Consider the following 15087-nt stretch of genomic DNA (forward strand, 5'->3'; position numbering starts at 1 on the left):
GTCAGATCGCGGGAGAAACGAGGATGCCCGATCCTTCGCCGACGGCATGGCTTGCAGCCCGCCCGTCTTTCATTTCGACCTTGCCCTCGGCAACCAGTCTCAGCGCCATCGGGTAGGTCTTGTGTTCCACCGTCAGAACGCGGGCGGCAAGCGTTTCCGCCGTATCGCCGGCGAGAACCGGAACCGCGGCTTGGGCGATGATCGGGCCGTCGTCCATGCCTTCGGTGACAAAATGAACCGTGCAGCCGGCGAGCCTCATGCCGGCATCGATCGCCCGCTGATGGGTGTGGAGCCCGGGAAATAGAGGCAGAAGCGACGGATGAATATTGAGGATGCGGCCTTCATGGCGCTGGATGAATGCTGCCGACAGCAGCCGCATGTAGCCGGCAAGGCAGATGATGTCCGGGCGGAGCCGGTCCAGTTCCGCAAGGATCGCCGCTTCGTGCGCTTCCTTGCTGTCGAAATCCTTTCGGACGAACGAAAAGGTCGGGATGCCGAGGGCGGCCGCCTTGGCCAGGCCACCGGCTTCCGCCTTGTCAGCAATCACGGCAACGACTTCGGCGGGGAAGTCCGGCTCCGCCGCTGCCTTCACCAGCGAAAGCATGTTCGAGCCGCCGCCGGAAATGAAGACGACGACCCGTTTCTTAGCCGTAGTCGTGCTCATAGAGAGAGGCTGCCCTTGTAGATCGTACCCGCGGCGCCCTCGGCACGCCCGACCATGCAGCCGAGCGTGAAGACTGTCTCACCTTCACCCGAGAGGATCGTCGCGACCGTTTCAGCCTCCGTCGCCGGAACGACGACGATCATGCCGACGCCGCAGTTGAAGGTGCGCAGCATTTCGTTGGCGGCGACCCCGCCGGTCTTGGCCAGCCAGGAGAAGACTGCCGGCGGCTTGATCGCGTCGAGGTCGATCTCGGCGGCAAGGTGCTTGGGCAGTACGCGCGGAATGTTTTCGGGAAATCCGCCGCCGGTGATGTGCGCGAGCGCCTTGATCGCGCTCGTCTCGCGGATCGCTTTCAGGAGCGGCTTCACGTAGATGCGCGTCGGCGTCAGCAGAAGGTCGGCAAGCGTGCCTTCGCCGAACGGGGCGGGCGCGTCCCAGGCCAGTCCCGAAAGCGAGACGATCTTGCGCACCAGCGAGTAGCCGTTCGAGTGTACACCAGACGAAGCAAGCCCGAGGATGACGTCACCTTCGGCAATGTCGCCCGCCGGCAGCAGCTGGCCGCGCTCGGCCGCGCCGACGGCAAAGCCGGCGAGATCATAGTCGCCGCCGGAATACATGCCCGGCATCTCGGCCGTCTCCCCGCCGATCAAAGCGCAGCCCGCATCGCGGCAGCCGGCGGCAATACCGGCGACGATCGCGGCACCCTGGTCCGGGTCGAGCTTTCCGGTCGCAAAATAGTCGAGGAAGAACAGCGGTTCCGCCCCCTGCACAACGAGATCGTTGACGCACATGGCGACGAGATCGATGCCAACCGTGTCGTGCTTGTTCGCGTCGATGGCGATCTTGAGCTTGGTACCGACGCCGTCGTTCGCGGCGACCAGGACCGGATCGGTGAAACCGGCGGCCTTGAGATCGAAGAGACCGCCGAAACCACCGATCTCTCCGTCGGCGCCCGCGCGTCGCGTGGAGCGCACATGGGGTTTGATCTTCTCCACCATCAGGTTGCCGGCATCGATGTCGACGCCCGCGTCGCTATAGGTGAGACCATTCTTGCCCGACTGGCTCATGCTCGTTCTCCAAGGCTCGCCGTATTTTGCGGATGCGATTGGCACGGCGGGGCAAGGAGTGCAAGCCAACTGCCAACGCTTGACGGCTTTTTTTGCCATTTTACCCGCATCTCACCGCGTTTCGACCGGCGAGGGGCCGATTTGCCTCCGCATCAAAGTCGGCGGGCTTGACCAGCGTGCGCACCGCGCCCTATCTCGTCCAAATGGATGAAACGCAAGGCGCTTGCGCCGGACGCGGGACGGGGAGCGCAATGGGCAGTCAGGTCAGCGGTGTGAGTCTCAAGCGCCAGATCGTTTTCTGGTTGCTGGTGCTCGCCGGCTTCATCGCCTTCCTGACGCTCTTCAGTTCGATCCTGCTGCCGTTTCTCGCCGGTATGGCGCTAGCCTATTTCCTCGATCCCGTCGCCGACCGGTTGCAGCGTTTGGGCCTCAGCCGGCTGATGGCGACGATCGTCATCCTTGTTGCCTTCGTCGTCGTGCTGGCGCTGTCGCTGATGATCATCATCCCGTTGATCTTCACGCAAGCGGCCGACTTCGTTCAGAAGATGCCCGGCTATATAGCCAGCCTTCAAGCCTTCCTTACCGATAGCCAAACGACGCTGCTCCCGGACTGGCTTGCGGACCAGATGGTGGCGATCAAGCAGAATTCGGCCAAGCTGCTCGAACAGGGCGCAAGTTTCCTCGGCACGCTGTTCCAGCAATTGTGGAACTCCGGCATGGCACTGCTGGACATTCTTTCGCTCTTTATCATCACGCCGGTGGTGGCCTTCTATCTGTTGCTCGACTGGGACCGCATGGTCGACAAGGTCGACAGCTGGATACCGCGCGATTATGTCGACATCGTCCGCCAGATCGCCCGCGAGATGAACACGACCATCGCCGGCTTCGTGCGCGGCCAGGGATCGCTGTGCATTATTCTCGGCCTCTACTATGCCATCGGCCTGTCGCTCGTCGGCCTCAATTTCGGGCTGCTGATCGGCCTTTTTGCCGGCATGATCAGCTTCATTCCCTATGTCGGGTCGATGGTTGGTCTAGTCCTCGCGGTCGGCGTGGCGCTGGTCCAGTTCTGGCCGAATTACATCACGATCCTGCTCGTCTTGGCCGTGTTCTTCAGCGGCCAGTTCATCGAGGGCAACATTCTGCAGCCGAAGCTGGTCGGCAAGAGCGTCGGTCTGCACCCCGTCTGGCTGATGTTCGCGCTGCTCGCTTTCGGTGCGCTCTTCGGCTTCGTTGGCCTTCTCGTCGCGGTCCCCGCCGCCGCCGCGATTGGCGTCCTTGTCCGTTTCGGCATACAGCGGTACCTTGATAGTGATCTCTATCACGGGCATAGGACAGCCGCGGAGAAGCAGCCGGAAGGCCAGGAGCCCCGCTGAGCCGCGCCATTGTCCAGAGTACAGCATGACAAGACGTCCGTCCGAACAACTGCCGCTCGCTTTCGGCCATGATCCGGCCACCGGTCGCGAGGACCTGCTCGTCTCCGACCGGCTGAGCGCTGCCATCGCCATCGTCGACCATTGGCCCGAGTGGCCATCGCCTGTCGTCATCATCGCCGGACCGGTCGGCTCCGGGAAGTCGCACCTTGCTAGCATCTGGCGGGAGAAGGCGGGGGCCGAGACGATCCATCCCGTCGTCGGCTCGGATGCCGCCGACGTCGCTGCGAAAAGACCGGTTCTCTTCGAGGATGCTGATCGCCAGGGCTTCGACGACACGGCGCTCTTCCATGTCATCAACAGTGTGCGCCAGCACGGCACTGCCCTGCTGATGACATCGCGCCTGTGGCCGATGTCATGGCCCGTGACGCTTCCGGATCTGCGCTCGCGCCTGAAGGCCGCTACGGTCGTCGAAATCGGTGAGCCGGACGACGAGCTGCTGACGCAGGTACTCGTGAAGCTCTTCGCCGACCGCCAGCTCTTCATCGACGAGCGTCTCGTCGGTTATATCGTGGCGCGCATGGAGCGTTCGCTGGAGGCAGCCCAGACGATCGTAGAGCGACTGGACCGCCTGGCCCTTGCGCGTGGCACGCGGCTGACACGCACCCTGGCGGCGGAGGTGCTGGCAGAGCTTGGAAATCCCCAACTGCCCGATTGACTGTCACAGTTCCGTCGTCAAAGTGGGATAGCTCGTGCATTTGGAGTAGTGGGGTCTGATGGGCATGGATAAGGCGACGTCTGCAATCATCGAACAGGAGACGTCTGCGGAGCAGATAGACCTGCTGACGAGCCCCGAGCGCTTCATCAATCGCGAATTCTCCTGGCTTCAGTTCAACCGCCGCGTCCTCGAAGAAACGCTGAACACGGCGCATCCTTTGCTGGAGCGTGTCCGCTTCCTGTCGATTTCCGCCGCCAACCTCGACGAATTCTTCATGGTCCGCGTCGCAGGTATCGAAGGCCAGGTGCGTCAAGGGATCGCCCTTCGTAGCCCCGATGGGAAGACGCCGGCTGAACAGCTCGACGACATCCTCAAGGAAATCGACAACCTGCAGATGGAGCAGCAGGCGTCGCTTGCCGTGCTGCAGCAATATCTCGCGAAGGAAGATATCCTCATCGTCCGGCCCGCCTCCTTGTCCGCTCAGGACCGGAGCTGGCTCGCCAACGAATTCGACCAGTCGATCTTCCCGGTGCTGACGCCGCTGTCGATCGATCCGGCGCATCCTTTCCCGTTCATCCCCAATCTCGGCTTTTCGATCGGGCTGCAACTGGTCAGCAAGACGGGCCGCGAGCCGATGACGGCGCTGTTGCGCCTTCCGGTGGCGCTCGACCGGTTTATCCGCCTGCCGGATGTGAAGAACGTCATCCGTTACATCACGCTCGAGGACGTGGTCAGCCAGTTCATCGACCGCCTCTTCCCAGGCTACGAGGTGCAGGGTTCGGGAACCTTTCGCATCATTCGCGACAGCGATATCGAAGTCGAGGAAGAAGCAGAAGACCTCGTCCGCTTCTTCGAGACCGCGCTCAAGCGCCGCCGTCGCGGTTCGGTCATCCGCATCGAAACGGATTCGGAAATGCCGGCATCACTGCGCCAGTTCGTGGTGCAGGAGCTCGGGGTTCCGGATAACCGTATCGCGGTGCTTCCAGGCCTTCTCGCGCTCAACACGCTTTCGGAGGTCACCAAGGCGCCGCGCGAGGACCTGCGCTTCGAACCTTACAATCCGCGCTTCCCCGAGCGCGTGCGCGAGCATGCCGGCGATTGTCTGGCGGCGATCCGCGAAAAGGATATGGTCGTCCATCACCCGTACGAATCATTCGATGTCGTCGTGCAATTCCTGCTGCAGGCGGCGCGTGATCCGGATGTGCTGGCGATCAAGCAGACGCTCTACCGCACCTCGAACGACAGCCCAATCGTGCGTGCCCTGATCGACGCCGCCGACGCCGGCAAGTCGGTGACGGCGCTTGTCGAGCTCAAGGCGCGATTCGATGAAGAAGCGAATATCCGCTGGGCGCGTGACCTTGAGCGTGCGGGTGTCCAGGTCGTCTTCGGGTTCATCGAGCTCAAAACGCACGCCAAGATGTCAATGGTCGTTCGCCGCGAGGAAGGCAAGCTCAGGACCTATTGCCACCTCGGCACCGGTAACTATCACCCGGTCACCGCGAAGATCTACACCGACCTGTCGTTCTTCACCTGCAATCCGGTGATCGCTCACGACATGGCGAACATCTTCAACTTCATCACTGGCTATGGCGAACCGGAAGCGGGCATGAAGCTGGCGGTCTCGCCGCACACGCTGCGCCCGCGGATCCTCAAGCATATCGAGGAAGAGATCGGGCATGCAGCGGCGGGCCGTCCTGCCGCGATCTGGATGAAGATGAATTCGCTTGTCGATCCGGAAATCATCGACGCGCTCTACGGGGCAAGCCGTGCCGGCGTCGAAATCGATCTCGTCGTGCGCGGCATCTGCTGCCTGCGTCCGCAGGTGCCCGGCCTCTCCGACAATATCCGTGTCAAATCGATCGTCGGTCGCTTCCTTGAGCATTCGCGCATATTCTGCTTCGGCAACGGTCATGGCCTTCCGTCCGAAAATGCACTTGTCTATATCGGCTCGGCGGATATGATGCCGCGCAATCTGGATCGGCGGGTCGAGACGCTAGTGCCTCTCATCAACCGGACTGTGCACGAACAGGTTCTTTCGCAGATCATGCTGGGCAATCTCATCGACAACCAGCAGAGCTACGAGATTCTTCCGGACGGCACGTCACGCCGCATGGAAGTCGGCAAGGATGCCGAGCCGTTCAATGCGCAGCATTATTTCATGACCAACCCCAGCCTCTCAGGCCGGGGCGAGGCTCTGAAATCCAGTGCACCAAAGCTGATTGCCGGCTGGAAAAGCGGTTGGCACAAGTAAACTGGAATTGCATGGTCGAATCTGAAGCGCAGGGGCGTCTGCCCGGCATCCGCCCGGTCTCCGTCGTGGATATCGGTTCCAACTCTATTCGTCTTGTCGTCTACGAAGGGCTCAGCCGCTCGCCGGCGGTGCTTTTCAACGAGAAGGTGATGTGTGGCCTCGGCAAGGGCATTGATGCGACCGGCCGGATGGCGGAGGAGAACGTCGAACGGGCGCTGAAGGCGCTTCAGCGCTTTCGGGCGCTGTCGGATCAGGCGCGCGCCACCACGATGTATGCGCTGGCGACGGCCGCCGCGCGCGAAGCCTCCAACGGTCCGGCTTTCATCGAAAAGGCAGAGGCCATCCTCGGGTGCAAGGTTCGCATTCTGACGGGCGAGCAGGAAGCCCATTACTCCGCCATGGGCATTGTCAGCGGCTATCATGACCCTGACGGGATCGTCGGCGACCTTGGCGGTGGTTCCCTTGAACTCATCGACGTCGAGGGCAAGCGCATCGGCAAAGGCATTACGCTACCGCTCGGCGGCATCCGTCTCTCCGAGCACAGCAACGGCTCGCTGCCGAAGGCGCGGACCTGGGTCCGCAAGTTCATGAAAGAAGCGGCCGTGCTGAAGGGCGGCACGGGGCGCACGTTCTATGCCGTCGGCGGCACATGGCGGTCGATCGCCAAGCTTCATATGGAAGCACGCAACTACCCGCTGCATATGATGCAGGGCTACGAGATTTCCTATGACGAGGCGATGTCTCTGCTGCCGGAGGTGATCGAGCCGAAGAACATCAAACCCTCCGCCTACGCGACAATCTCGAAGAGCCGCCGCAGCCTGTTGCCCTTCGGTGCGGTCACGATGCAGGAAGTCCTCTCGATCATGAAGCCGGGGCGGATCTCGTTCTCAGCGCTCGGCGTTCGCGAAGGCTATCTTTTCTCGCTGCTTTCCGAGGCCGAACGCGTGCTGGACCCGCTGTTGACGGCCGCCGACGAGATCGCGATCCTGCGCGCCCGCTCACCCGAACACGCCCGTGAACTCGCGGAATGGACCGGGCGCATGGTGCCGCACTTCGGTGTGGAGGAGACGGAAGAGGAGAGCCGATACCGCCAGGCGGCCTGCCTGCTCGCCGACATCAGCTGGAGGGCCCATCCGGACTATCGGGGTCTACAGGCGCTCAACATTATCGCGCACTCGTCCTTTTCCGGCATCACGCATGCCGGCCGGGCCTATATCGCCCTTGCAAACTACTATCGGTTCGAAGGCCTTAACGACGACGGCGCCACCGAGGCCCTTGCAGGTATCACGACGCCGCGCCTGCTTGAACTCGCCAAACTTTTGGGCGGCCTGCTGCGCGTCGCTTATCTTTTCTCGGCTTCGATGCCGGGTGTCACGCGCCATCTCGGCTTGCGGCAATCGCCCCGTCCGGACGTCGATCTCGAATTCATTGTGCCGGCGGCCTATTCCGGGTTCGACGGCGAACGGCTGGATGGCCGTCTTCAGCAGCTCGGCAAGCTGACGGGCAAGCGGCTGGCCTTCCATTTCGAGAGCTGATCGAGATTACGCAGGTACGCTGTGAAGGCGGCTGCGCTTGGATCGCGCAGCCGCCTCTGATTTATTCGGCCTTCAGGAACTCGCTGACCTCAAGCAACACGAACTCATTGTCATCCGCCTTGTCGATGGCGCGGCCGGCGGAGAAGGGCAGGTTGTTGTCGTTGCCGACGATGATATGCGTGTCGTCGACACGATCGACGTTCTCGATGGTGACCAAGGGCATGTCGTAGTAGCCGTCACCGCCGCCCTGACGCTTTCTGCCTTCCGGATCCGCGATCTTGAGAAGATCGATGTAACCGATCTTGCGCGCGGCCTTGCCGGCATTTTCGTCGCCCATCTCGATCTTGTAGATGCGCTTGAGCTTGGAGCCGACGGCGAAGCAGTCAGGCTTCGGATCCTTCGGGTCTGCGCAAGCCTTGTCGACAGTGCCGGCCCCGTTGTCGCGCTCGATGACCAGCGCGGTCTTCTCGTCGAGCATGTTGAAGTCGCCGATTGCTTCGCCGCCTTCGGAGAGCGGATAGAGCCAGCTGCGGCCGGTCCAGGCTTTGCTCGCGACATCGAGTTCGATGATTCTGAGCGCCGGTCGACCATCGGCCTGCTCGACCGTTTCGTTGTCGGTCCAGATTGGCCCTTCAAGGAGGCCGTAGAGCTTGCTGCCGTCCTTGGACATCGCCATGCCCTCATAGCCGCCGGACCGCTTCAGGTTGAAGGCCGGCGTTTTCTTGGACGGGTCCGCCTGCAGCGTCAGTGTGGGATTGTCGGGAGACATCACCGGCTTGCGGTCGACAGCCGTCGGAATGACATCGGTCAGTTTGCCGGCCGTATCGAACTTCAGGATGTAGGGGCCGAATTCTTCGCCGACCCAGAAGCCTTCGGCGACCGGCTGGATCGATTCCACGTCGAAATCGGCGCCGGTGAGATAGCGGTTGGCCGAGCCTTCCATGACGATCGGGAAAGGAGCCTTCCGGTCGGGATCGGACAGGAAGACGGTTTGCAGCGCTTCGACCTTGCCGGCATCCCAGTCGATCTTGAGATGATGCAGCATCAACATCGCGTCGGTCGAGTTCAGCTTGTTGCCGAACCCATTGTCGGAAAGACTCCAGAAGGTCCCGTCCGGCATCGTCTTGATGCCGGAAAAGCCCTGCATCGGCTGGCCATTGAAAGGCAGCGACAAGCCGGTCGGCCGCACGCCATCCGTGCCGGGCACGCTGGCGAGTTCCACGGCACGCTTCCGGTCGGCGGTCGAGAATTTCCCCGAGGTCTTGAGATAGTCAGCCGCATCAGCCGGTGCCGCGATGATCGTGTTGGCCGGCAGGATGGCATGTGCTTTCAGCGTCGCCGGAAAGACCTTCTCTTCGGCAGCGGCCGTCGTTGTCATCAAAAGGGCCAGTGCGGCGGAGGCCAAAAATGCTTTCGTCATGAAGTTCACCTTGGGTTGGAGGTCTGAGACCGGTCCCCGATAGGCGCGTTTGATGACGGCTGATTGATGCTTGTTTTACAGCCTCGTGAAGCTTTGGTGACACTCGATAGCTTGCTCGAACGTTCAAGATCTACAGTCATTTCGGGCGGTAACGTTGGCCGGAAAAATGCGGAGATAGAGCGGTTACTATGTTCGAGACGAAGTTTGCAATCGTCCTGCGGGACGACCTCGCCATGTGGCAGAAACTGAACGTCACAGCCTTCCTCGCCACCGGTATAGTCGGGCAGAAGCCGGGGATTATCGGGGAGGCGTATCGTGACGCTGCGGGCAATATCTACAACGCGCTAAGCGTCCAGCCCATCATCGTCCTGTCGGCAGGCGGCGCTACGCTTGGCGATATCCAGCGGCGGGCGTTGGCGAAGGATGTTCGCACGTCCATCTACATCGACGAAATGTTCTCCACCGGCCACGACGCCGCCAACCGGGAAGTCTTTTCCAAATCGGCGCCCGACAGTGCCCGGGTTGCGGGGATCGCGATCCACGCGGAGAAGAAGCTCGTGGACAAGATCACAAAGGGGGCAAAGCTGCACGGCTAGAGCGGGATGAGGAAAAGTGTGAGCGGTTTTCCGCCCGCATCCCGCTCTAACCTATTAGAATCGATCACGTTTATGATTTAGGTCGGCCTAAAATCATCGTGATCGAGAATCGGCGCCGCGGACTTCGACCCGCCTTGAAAGAGGCTGGCGGCGCGAAGGGAAGATACGCCAAGTTTCTGGCCGCGGCCCTTGATCTCATGTTCGCCGAGATCCTCGCTTCTGACCGAGGCCGGCAGGCGCATGCGGCGCAAGAGATCCGCGGAAATCAGGATCTGCCGATCGAGCGTTCGGCAAAGACCTTCGAGGCGGGCCGTGGTGTTCACCGTGTCGCCGAAATAGGTGATCTTGTGCCTGTCGACGCCGATTTCGGCCGCAACGATTGTTCCGCCGTGCAGTGCGGCGCGAAGGCGAGGGACCTCGCCGTAGTCTTTGCGCCAGCGGTGGGCCTCCGCCTCGATCCGGTCGAGAATATCGACGGCGCAACGAATGCAAGCCGCGTCGGCGGTGGCGCGATCGAAAGGCCATGTAATGACCGCCGCGTCGCCGACATAGTCATCAATGGAACCGCCGTAGCGAAGCACCGGATCGGCCATAGTTGCGAACAGTCTTCCGAGGTATTCTTGGGTGCGCAGATCGCCAAAGCGCTCGGCGAAGGAGGTTGATCCTGCGAGGTCGACAAAGAGGAACACACGCTCCTCTTGCACCGGCTTGCGGTAGCGCCCGGTCAGCAAGCTGATGAATACGTCGCGGCCAAGCAGTTCGCGCACCCTCAGGACAAAGATGATCGGGCCGGAGATTGCCAGTGCAATGAGGAGTACGTTCAGCGATGGCATCATCTCGCCGGGATGGCCCACGAGACGCAGAAGGGACCCTGCGATTGCAAAGCCGGCGTAGACAAGCGCGATATAGACGGCAATGGAAGATAGTAGAAAGCCTGGCGTCGAAAGGCCGTGAACCTTTCTGTAGACGCGCCGGAATATGATGCGCCGTTCGAAGGCGAGGATCGGCATGCAGACGAACAGCGCATAGATTGCGCCGATCAGTCCGCCATCGCCGTAGACCACCCAGGCATAGGCCACGCCGCTGCCCGCGACGACGAGCAGCAACAGGATGAACTCAAGCGTGGAAAATCTCCAGCGCATGCGCGGAAGCCTCGGAACGGGAAACCTAAAAGAACAATTGTGGATCGGGCGGCGATCCGCAATGCAGTGAGACGGCTCATCCAGCGCCGTTCGGGCCAGATCAGTTCTCTCGTCCTCGCTATTGCTGGATTCAGGCGGAAAGTTGTTTTCTCACCTGCGGCATTTCAACCGCCGATTTCCATCGCCTCGATCCGCTTGCCGACGAAGCGCAGGGCGACTTCGCCGTTGATGAGCTTCAGCGCCATTTCACCAAAGAGCTCCCGCCGCCAGCCCTTGAGCGCGTCCACATCGGCCTTCTCGCCTTCCGCGGCGATCCTGTCGAGGTCCTCGCTGTTGGCAATGATCTTGGCTGCGACGCCTTCCTTTTCGGCGATGAGCTTCAACAGCACCTTCAGCATTTCGCCGGCCGCCGCAGCACCCTCGGGCGCGTGGTTCTGGCGCGGCAGGCGCGGCAGGTCCGGCTTCGGAATGCCAAGCGCCTCGTTCACAGCTTCTACAACGGACGTGCCTGCGCTCGAACGCTCCCACCCCTTGGGGATGGTCCTGAGCCGACCCAGCGCCTCGGCGTCCTTGGGCTGCTGCTGGGCGATCTCGTAGATCGCGTCATCCTTGAGTATCCGTCCGCGCGGAACGTTGCGCGTGCGAGCCTCACGCTCACGCCAGGCCGCTACCTTCTGCAGCACCGCGAGTTCTATCGGCTTCTTGATGCGCATCTTCAGCCGCTGCCAGGCGTTGTCCGGGTGCAGGTCATAGGTTTCCCGGCTTTCCAGGATCGCCATTTCTTCGGCCAGCCAGGACGAACGACCCTCACGGGCGAGTTCCGCTGTCAGATACTGGTAGATCTCCCTGAGATGCGTGACGTCGGCGAGCGCGTAGTCGAGCTGCTTGTCCGTGAGCGGTCGGCGGCTCCAATCGGTAAAGCGCGAAGACTTGTCGATCTGCTCGTTCTTGATGCGATTGACCAACTGGTCGTAGGAAACGCTGTCGCCGAAGCCGCAGACCATCGCCGCGACCTGCGTGTCGAAGAGCGGATGCGGGATAAGGTTACCGAGATGATGAATGATCTCGATGTCCTGGCGCGCGGCGTGAAAGACCTTGACCACATCCGCGTTGCCCATCAGCGCAAAGAACGGCGCGAGGTCGATGCCCGGCGCCATCGGGTCCACGATGACGGCCAGATCGGGGCTCGCCATCTGGATCAGGCAGAGCTCCGGCCAGAACGTCGTTTCGCGCAGGAATTCGGTGTCGATCGTAATATAGCTTGATTGGGCCAACCGTGTGCAGGCGGCCTCTAGATCTACTGTGGTTTGGATCATCGGGTTTTTAATCACTGTGGCAAAAATGCGGCTTGCCCTTCCGTGTATCGTTTCGCGGCTGCTGTCACAATCGAAATTGTCAGACCACCTTGAAATAACCGGTCATCCCGGTCTTTTGATGTTCGATGATGTGGCAGTGGATTACCCAGTCGCCAGGGTTGTCCGCAACCAGTGCGACTTCCGCCTGCTCGTCCGGCAGGAGAAGGATGGTGTCGGTCGGCGGCGGCAGGAAGCTCCGTTTGTTGGAGTTCAGAATGCGGAAGCTCAGGCCATGCAGGTGGATCGGGTGCGCGTGTGGCGTGCGATTGGAGATCTGTAGCACGTAGCTCTTGCCAAGCTTCAACTCCTCGATCGGCGCGACCGGATCCGGTGTATCGCCAGGCCACGGAACCTGGTTGATCGCCCAGAATGTGTAGCCGAGCGAGCCGCAGATCGAGGGCGTTGCCCTGTGCTCGGCCGTTGCCGTCAGTTCGATCGGAATCCGTTTGGCGGTGGAGAGATCGGCTTCCGCGATCGGATTGGGGGGCAGGGGAGCGACGTCGCGCAGGTCGCGCTTCAGCGAGGCTCCCACCGACCGGAATGTCGCGATGGTCCAGGGCTGCGAGCCGCGGTCGTTGCCAAGTTTTGCTGTCTGGCCTTCACTCTCCGGCATCCGCACGACGAGATCCATGCGCTGCCCGGGGCCGACGTCGAGGCGATCCAGCGGGAAGGGGGCCTCCGTCGGGTTGCCGTCCAGGGCAACTACCTTCGCCGCCGCGCCCTCGAGCGCCATCGTGTAGATGCGTGTTACGTCAGTGGCGACAATCCTCACGCGGACCAGACCGCCGGCAGGCGCCTCGAACACCGGCTCGCGCTGCCAGTTCGTCGTCCTGACCGTGCCATAAGTGCCGCCCCGGGCCGCATCGCGGGGTTTGAACGGGTCGATGAACTTGCCGCCCGCCCCGAGCCGCCAATCCCGGAGGTTAAGGACGATCTCGGCGTCGAAGACCGGGTCCTCGGGATTCTCGACAACGATCACGCCCGCAAGCCCTCGGCCGATCTGCGTCAGCGTGTTGCAGTGCGGGTGGTACCAGAAGGTACCGGCATCAGGTGGCGTGAAGACATAGTCGAAGCTGTCGCCGGGATAGACGTAGGGCTGCGTTATCTCCGGCACGCCATCCATCGCGTTGGCGATCCGCAAGCCGTGCCAATGGACCGTGGTCGGTTCGTCGAGCCGGTTCATCAGTCTTGCCGCATAGGCCTCGCCTTTGCGCATTCGCAAGACCGGAGGCACGCTCGTGTGTAGAGCATCGCCGAGGCCGTAGGTCATGACCTTGGGCGTCACGCCATCGACCGCGATCCTTGCGTCCGCGAATTGTGCCGTCAGGACTTGCGGAGCGGGAGAGGCGCCGGCTCGAGCGGCAACGCCGGCGCCCAGCGCGAAAGCGCCTCCAAGCGCAGCCGAGCCCTGGAGAAACGTTCGGCGGTTCAACAACGGCATCATGACGTCCCATAGTGAGGATAAGCGATCGGGCCGGTTCTAAACCTGATTTTCATAATCAGCAATTCGCCGCGCCGGTCATCTTGCCGCAGAGGCCTGTCACGCGTCCTCTCGCTGACCGCCGGCAAGCTTGTTGAAGAAGGACGAGGTGCGCAGGAGATTGCGAAACGGCATGGCGCGCTCTTCCGTCGGAACTGGTGCACGCGCCGTCATGCGCCGGAGGGTGTAGAGCATGAAGAGGGCGAGGATCACCGCGGTATAAATGAAGAGCGCCTGCGGTCCGTAGAGATCGAGCATGAAGGAGGCGAAGAGTGGGCCGATGATCGCGCCGAGCGACCAGAAGAACAGCATGCCGGCGGAGACCAGGGCATGCTGCCCCTCGGCCGCGTGATCGTTGGCATGTGCCGAACAGAGCGAATAGAGCGGCATCGCAAATGCGCCGAAGGCGAAGATGCCCGAAAAATTCAGCCACTCGTCGCTGCCTGCGCCGAAGGCGAGGAACAGCCCGGCCAGAAGCGAACCGAACGTCGCGATCAGGATGATCAGCCGGCGGTCGATCTGGTCGGAATAGTGCCCGAGCGGATATTGCAGGACCACGCCGCCGATGATGCCCGCGCTCATGAAGGTCGCGATCGCGGTGACAGAGAGGCCGATGCCCTGCGCATAGATCGGCCCGAGCGAGCGAAAGGCCGCGTTGGTGAGGCCGACGACGATGCAGCCGACCGTCGCAAGCGGCGAGATGTTCCACAGCGCCTTGACGTCGAACCGGATCGCTTCCGGCGCCACGGGGCTTGATCGGTCGGCAAAGGAAATTGGCACCAGCGAGAGTGTCAGCGCCATCGAGATGATCGCGAAAAGCTCGAAACCGCCGATGCCGACTCCCGGAATCACATATTGCGCGGCGGTAACGAAACCGAGATCCACCAGACGGTAGACGGAAAGCGTGCGCGCCCTGTTGGCGTTGGTGACGCTCGCGTTCAGCCAGCTCTCGACGGTTGCAAAGAGGCTCGCGAAGCAGATGCCGGCAACAAGCCGCATCAGGAACCAGAACCACGGGTCGATGAGCAGCACCATCGAGATGGCCGCTGCCGATGCGATCGCGGCCATCGCCGAGAAGGTGCGGATGTGGCCGATTGCCCGGAGGATGCGAGTGACATAGACGCAGCCGATGGCAAAGCCGATATTGTAGCCGGCGCCGACGAGCCCGATCAGCGAGGTCGAGAATCCCTCCTCGAGCGCTCGCAGCGAAATGAACGTTCCCTGGAGACCGTTGCCGCCGATGAGAATGCCTGCGGTGACGAGAAGCGGGATGAGCGGGCGGATCTGGGACATGGGGGCAGGAAGCATCCGGATAACGGCCGCGAGTCAGGGGAAACACCGGCCTGCTTCCTGTTTAGCGGTGGCCCACCGTCGGGGACAGTCCTGATTTGTGGCCTTTTGCGTTCTTTTTGCGCCACCTGCCGGCAATGATAGTGACGACAGCAGCGCGCCGGCTTACTACTCTGGCCACCGGAACAAAGCCGCGGCC

12 protein-coding genes are annotated in these 15087 nt (G+C 61.9%); 5 read left to right on the top strand and 7 right to left on the bottom strand.

Going from position 1 to position 15087, the window contains the following annotated elements; translation table 11 throughout:
* Position 1: 1 nt before the first annotated feature.
* Both purN and purM read right to left on the bottom strand, forming a co-directional pair.
* Positions 2-664, bottom strand: coding sequence for a phosphoribosylglycinamide formyltransferase (gene purN, locus FKV68_RS06280; protein WP_180940654.1), 663 nt, complete (start codon positions 662-664; stop codon positions 2-4).
* On the bottom strand, positions 661-1731 hold the full coding sequence (purM, locus tag FKV68_RS06285; protein WP_180940655.1) for a phosphoribosylformylglycinamidine cyclo-ligase: 1071 nt from the start codon (positions 1729-1731) through the stop codon (positions 661-663). The genes purN and purM overlap by 4 nt, the downstream gene beginning before the upstream one ends.
* Before the next feature lie 251 nt (positions 1732-1982).
* Between purM and FKV68_RS06290 the strand changes: the two genes are divergently transcribed.
* From FKV68_RS06290 to ppx, 4 genes are all read left to right on the top strand, one after another.
* Positions 1983-3104, top strand: coding sequence for an AI-2E family transporter (locus FKV68_RS06290; RefSeq protein ID WP_180940656.1), 1122 nt, complete (start codon positions 1983-1985; stop codon positions 3102-3104).
* Between the two features lie 25 nt (positions 3105-3129).
* Positions 3130-3819 carry a DnaA regulatory inactivator HdaA gene (gene hdaA, locus FKV68_RS06295; protein WP_180940657.1) on the top strand — a complete coding sequence of 230 codons (690 nt, stop codon included), beginning with the start codon at positions 3130-3132 and terminating at the stop codon, positions 3817-3819.
* 64 nt (positions 3820-3883) lie between these two features.
* Positions 3884-6070 (top strand): RNA degradosome polyphosphate kinase, encoded by a 2187-nt coding sequence (locus tag FKV68_RS06300; RefSeq protein ID WP_180941423.1) that lies wholly within the window; start codon positions 3884-3886, stop codon positions 6068-6070.
* A gap of 11 nt (positions 6071-6081) precedes the next feature.
* Complete coding sequence (ppx, locus tag FKV68_RS06305; protein WP_180941424.1) at positions 6082-7605, top strand: exopolyphosphatase; 1524 nt, start codon at positions 6082-6084, stop codon at positions 7603-7605.
* 61 nt (positions 7606-7666) lie between these two features.
* On the opposite strand, the gene FKV68_RS06310 is transcribed toward ppx, so the two are convergent.
* Positions 7667-9025: an esterase-like activity of phytase family protein gene (locus FKV68_RS06310; RefSeq protein ID WP_180940658.1), complete on the bottom strand. Its 1359-nt coding sequence runs from the start codon at positions 9023-9025 to the stop codon at positions 7667-7669.
* 188 nt (positions 9026-9213) lie between these two features.
* Between FKV68_RS06310 and FKV68_RS06315 the strand changes: the two genes are divergently transcribed.
* Positions 9214-9621, top strand: a complete 408-nt coding sequence (locus FKV68_RS06315) for a DUF2000 family protein (RefSeq protein WP_180940659.1) — start codon at positions 9214-9216, stop codon at positions 9619-9621.
* A 77-nt stretch (positions 9622-9698) separates the two neighbouring features.
* On the opposite strand, the gene FKV68_RS06320 is transcribed toward FKV68_RS06315, so the two are convergent.
* The 4 genes from FKV68_RS06320 to FKV68_RS06335 form a co-directional block, all read right to left on the bottom strand.
* A complete protein-coding gene (locus FKV68_RS06320) occupies positions 9699-10763 on the bottom strand; it encodes an adenylate/guanylate cyclase domain-containing protein (protein WP_180940660.1) in 1065 nt (354 codons plus the stop codon).
* Positions 10764-10927: 164 nt separating this feature from the next.
* Positions 10928-12079 (bottom strand): ribonuclease D, encoded by a 1152-nt coding sequence (gene rnd, locus FKV68_RS06325; protein ID WP_180940662.1) that lies wholly within the window; start codon positions 12077-12079, stop codon positions 10928-10930.
* A 79-nt stretch (positions 12080-12158) separates the two neighbouring features.
* A complete protein-coding gene (locus tag FKV68_RS06330; protein ID WP_180940664.1) occupies positions 12159-13559 on the bottom strand; it encodes a multicopper oxidase family protein in 1401 nt (466 codons plus the stop codon).
* Positions 13560-13658: 99 nt separating this feature from the next.
* Positions 13659-14891, bottom strand: coding sequence for an MFS transporter (locus FKV68_RS06335; protein ID WP_180940666.1), 1233 nt, complete (start codon positions 14889-14891; stop codon positions 13659-13661).
* Positions 14892-15087 lie beyond the last annotated feature (196 nt).

This window comes from Sinorhizobium mexicanum, assembly GCF_013488225.1.
GTDB lineage: Bacteria > Pseudomonadota > Alphaproteobacteria > Rhizobiales > Rhizobiaceae > Sinorhizobium > Sinorhizobium mexicanum.

What these genes read in the sequence shown, in the direction of transcription:
- purN (WP_180940654.1), bottom strand. Translation starts at nt 664, where the DNA reads ATGAGCACGACTACGGCTAAGAAACGGGTCGTCGTCTTCATTTCCGGC.
- purM (WP_180940655.1), bottom strand. Translation starts at nt 1,731, where the DNA reads ATGAGCCAGTCGGGCAAGAATGGTCTCACCTATAGCGACGCGGGCGTC.
- FKV68_RS06290 (WP_180940656.1), top strand. Translation starts at nt 1,983, where the DNA reads ATGGGCAGTCAGGTCAGCGGTGTGAGTCTCAAGCGCCAGATCGTTTTC.
- hdaA (WP_180940657.1), top strand. Translation starts at nt 3,130, where the DNA reads ATGACAAGACGTCCGTCCGAACAACTGCCGCTCGCTTTCGGCCATGAT.
- FKV68_RS06300 (WP_180941423.1), top strand. Translation starts at nt 3,884, where the DNA reads ATGGATAAGGCGACGTCTGCAATCATCGAACAGGAGACGTCTGCGGAG.
- ppx (WP_180941424.1), top strand. Translation starts at nt 6,082, where the DNA reads ATGGTCGAATCTGAAGCGCAGGGGCGTCTGCCCGGCATCCGCCCGGTC.
- FKV68_RS06310 (WP_180940658.1), bottom strand. Translation starts at nt 9,025, where the DNA reads ATGACGAAAGCATTTTTGGCCTCCGCCGCACTGGCCCTTTTGATGACA.
- FKV68_RS06315 (WP_180940659.1), top strand. Translation starts at nt 9,214, where the DNA reads ATGTTCGAGACGAAGTTTGCAATCGTCCTGCGGGACGACCTCGCCATG.
- FKV68_RS06320 (WP_180940660.1), bottom strand. Translation starts at nt 10,763, where the DNA reads ATGCGCTGGAGATTTTCCACGCTTGAGTTCATCCTGTTGCTGCTCGTC.
- rnd (WP_180940662.1), bottom strand. Translation starts at nt 12,079, where the DNA reads ATGATCCAAACCACAGTAGATCTAGAGGCCGCCTGCACACGGTTGGCC.
- FKV68_RS06330 (WP_180940664.1), bottom strand. Translation starts at nt 13,559, where the DNA reads ATGCCGTTGTTGAACCGCCGAACGTTTCTCCAGGGCTCGGCTGCGCTT.
- FKV68_RS06335 (WP_180940666.1), bottom strand. Translation starts at nt 14,891, where the DNA reads ATGTCCCAGATCCGCCCGCTCATCCCGCTTCTCGTCACCGCAGGCATT.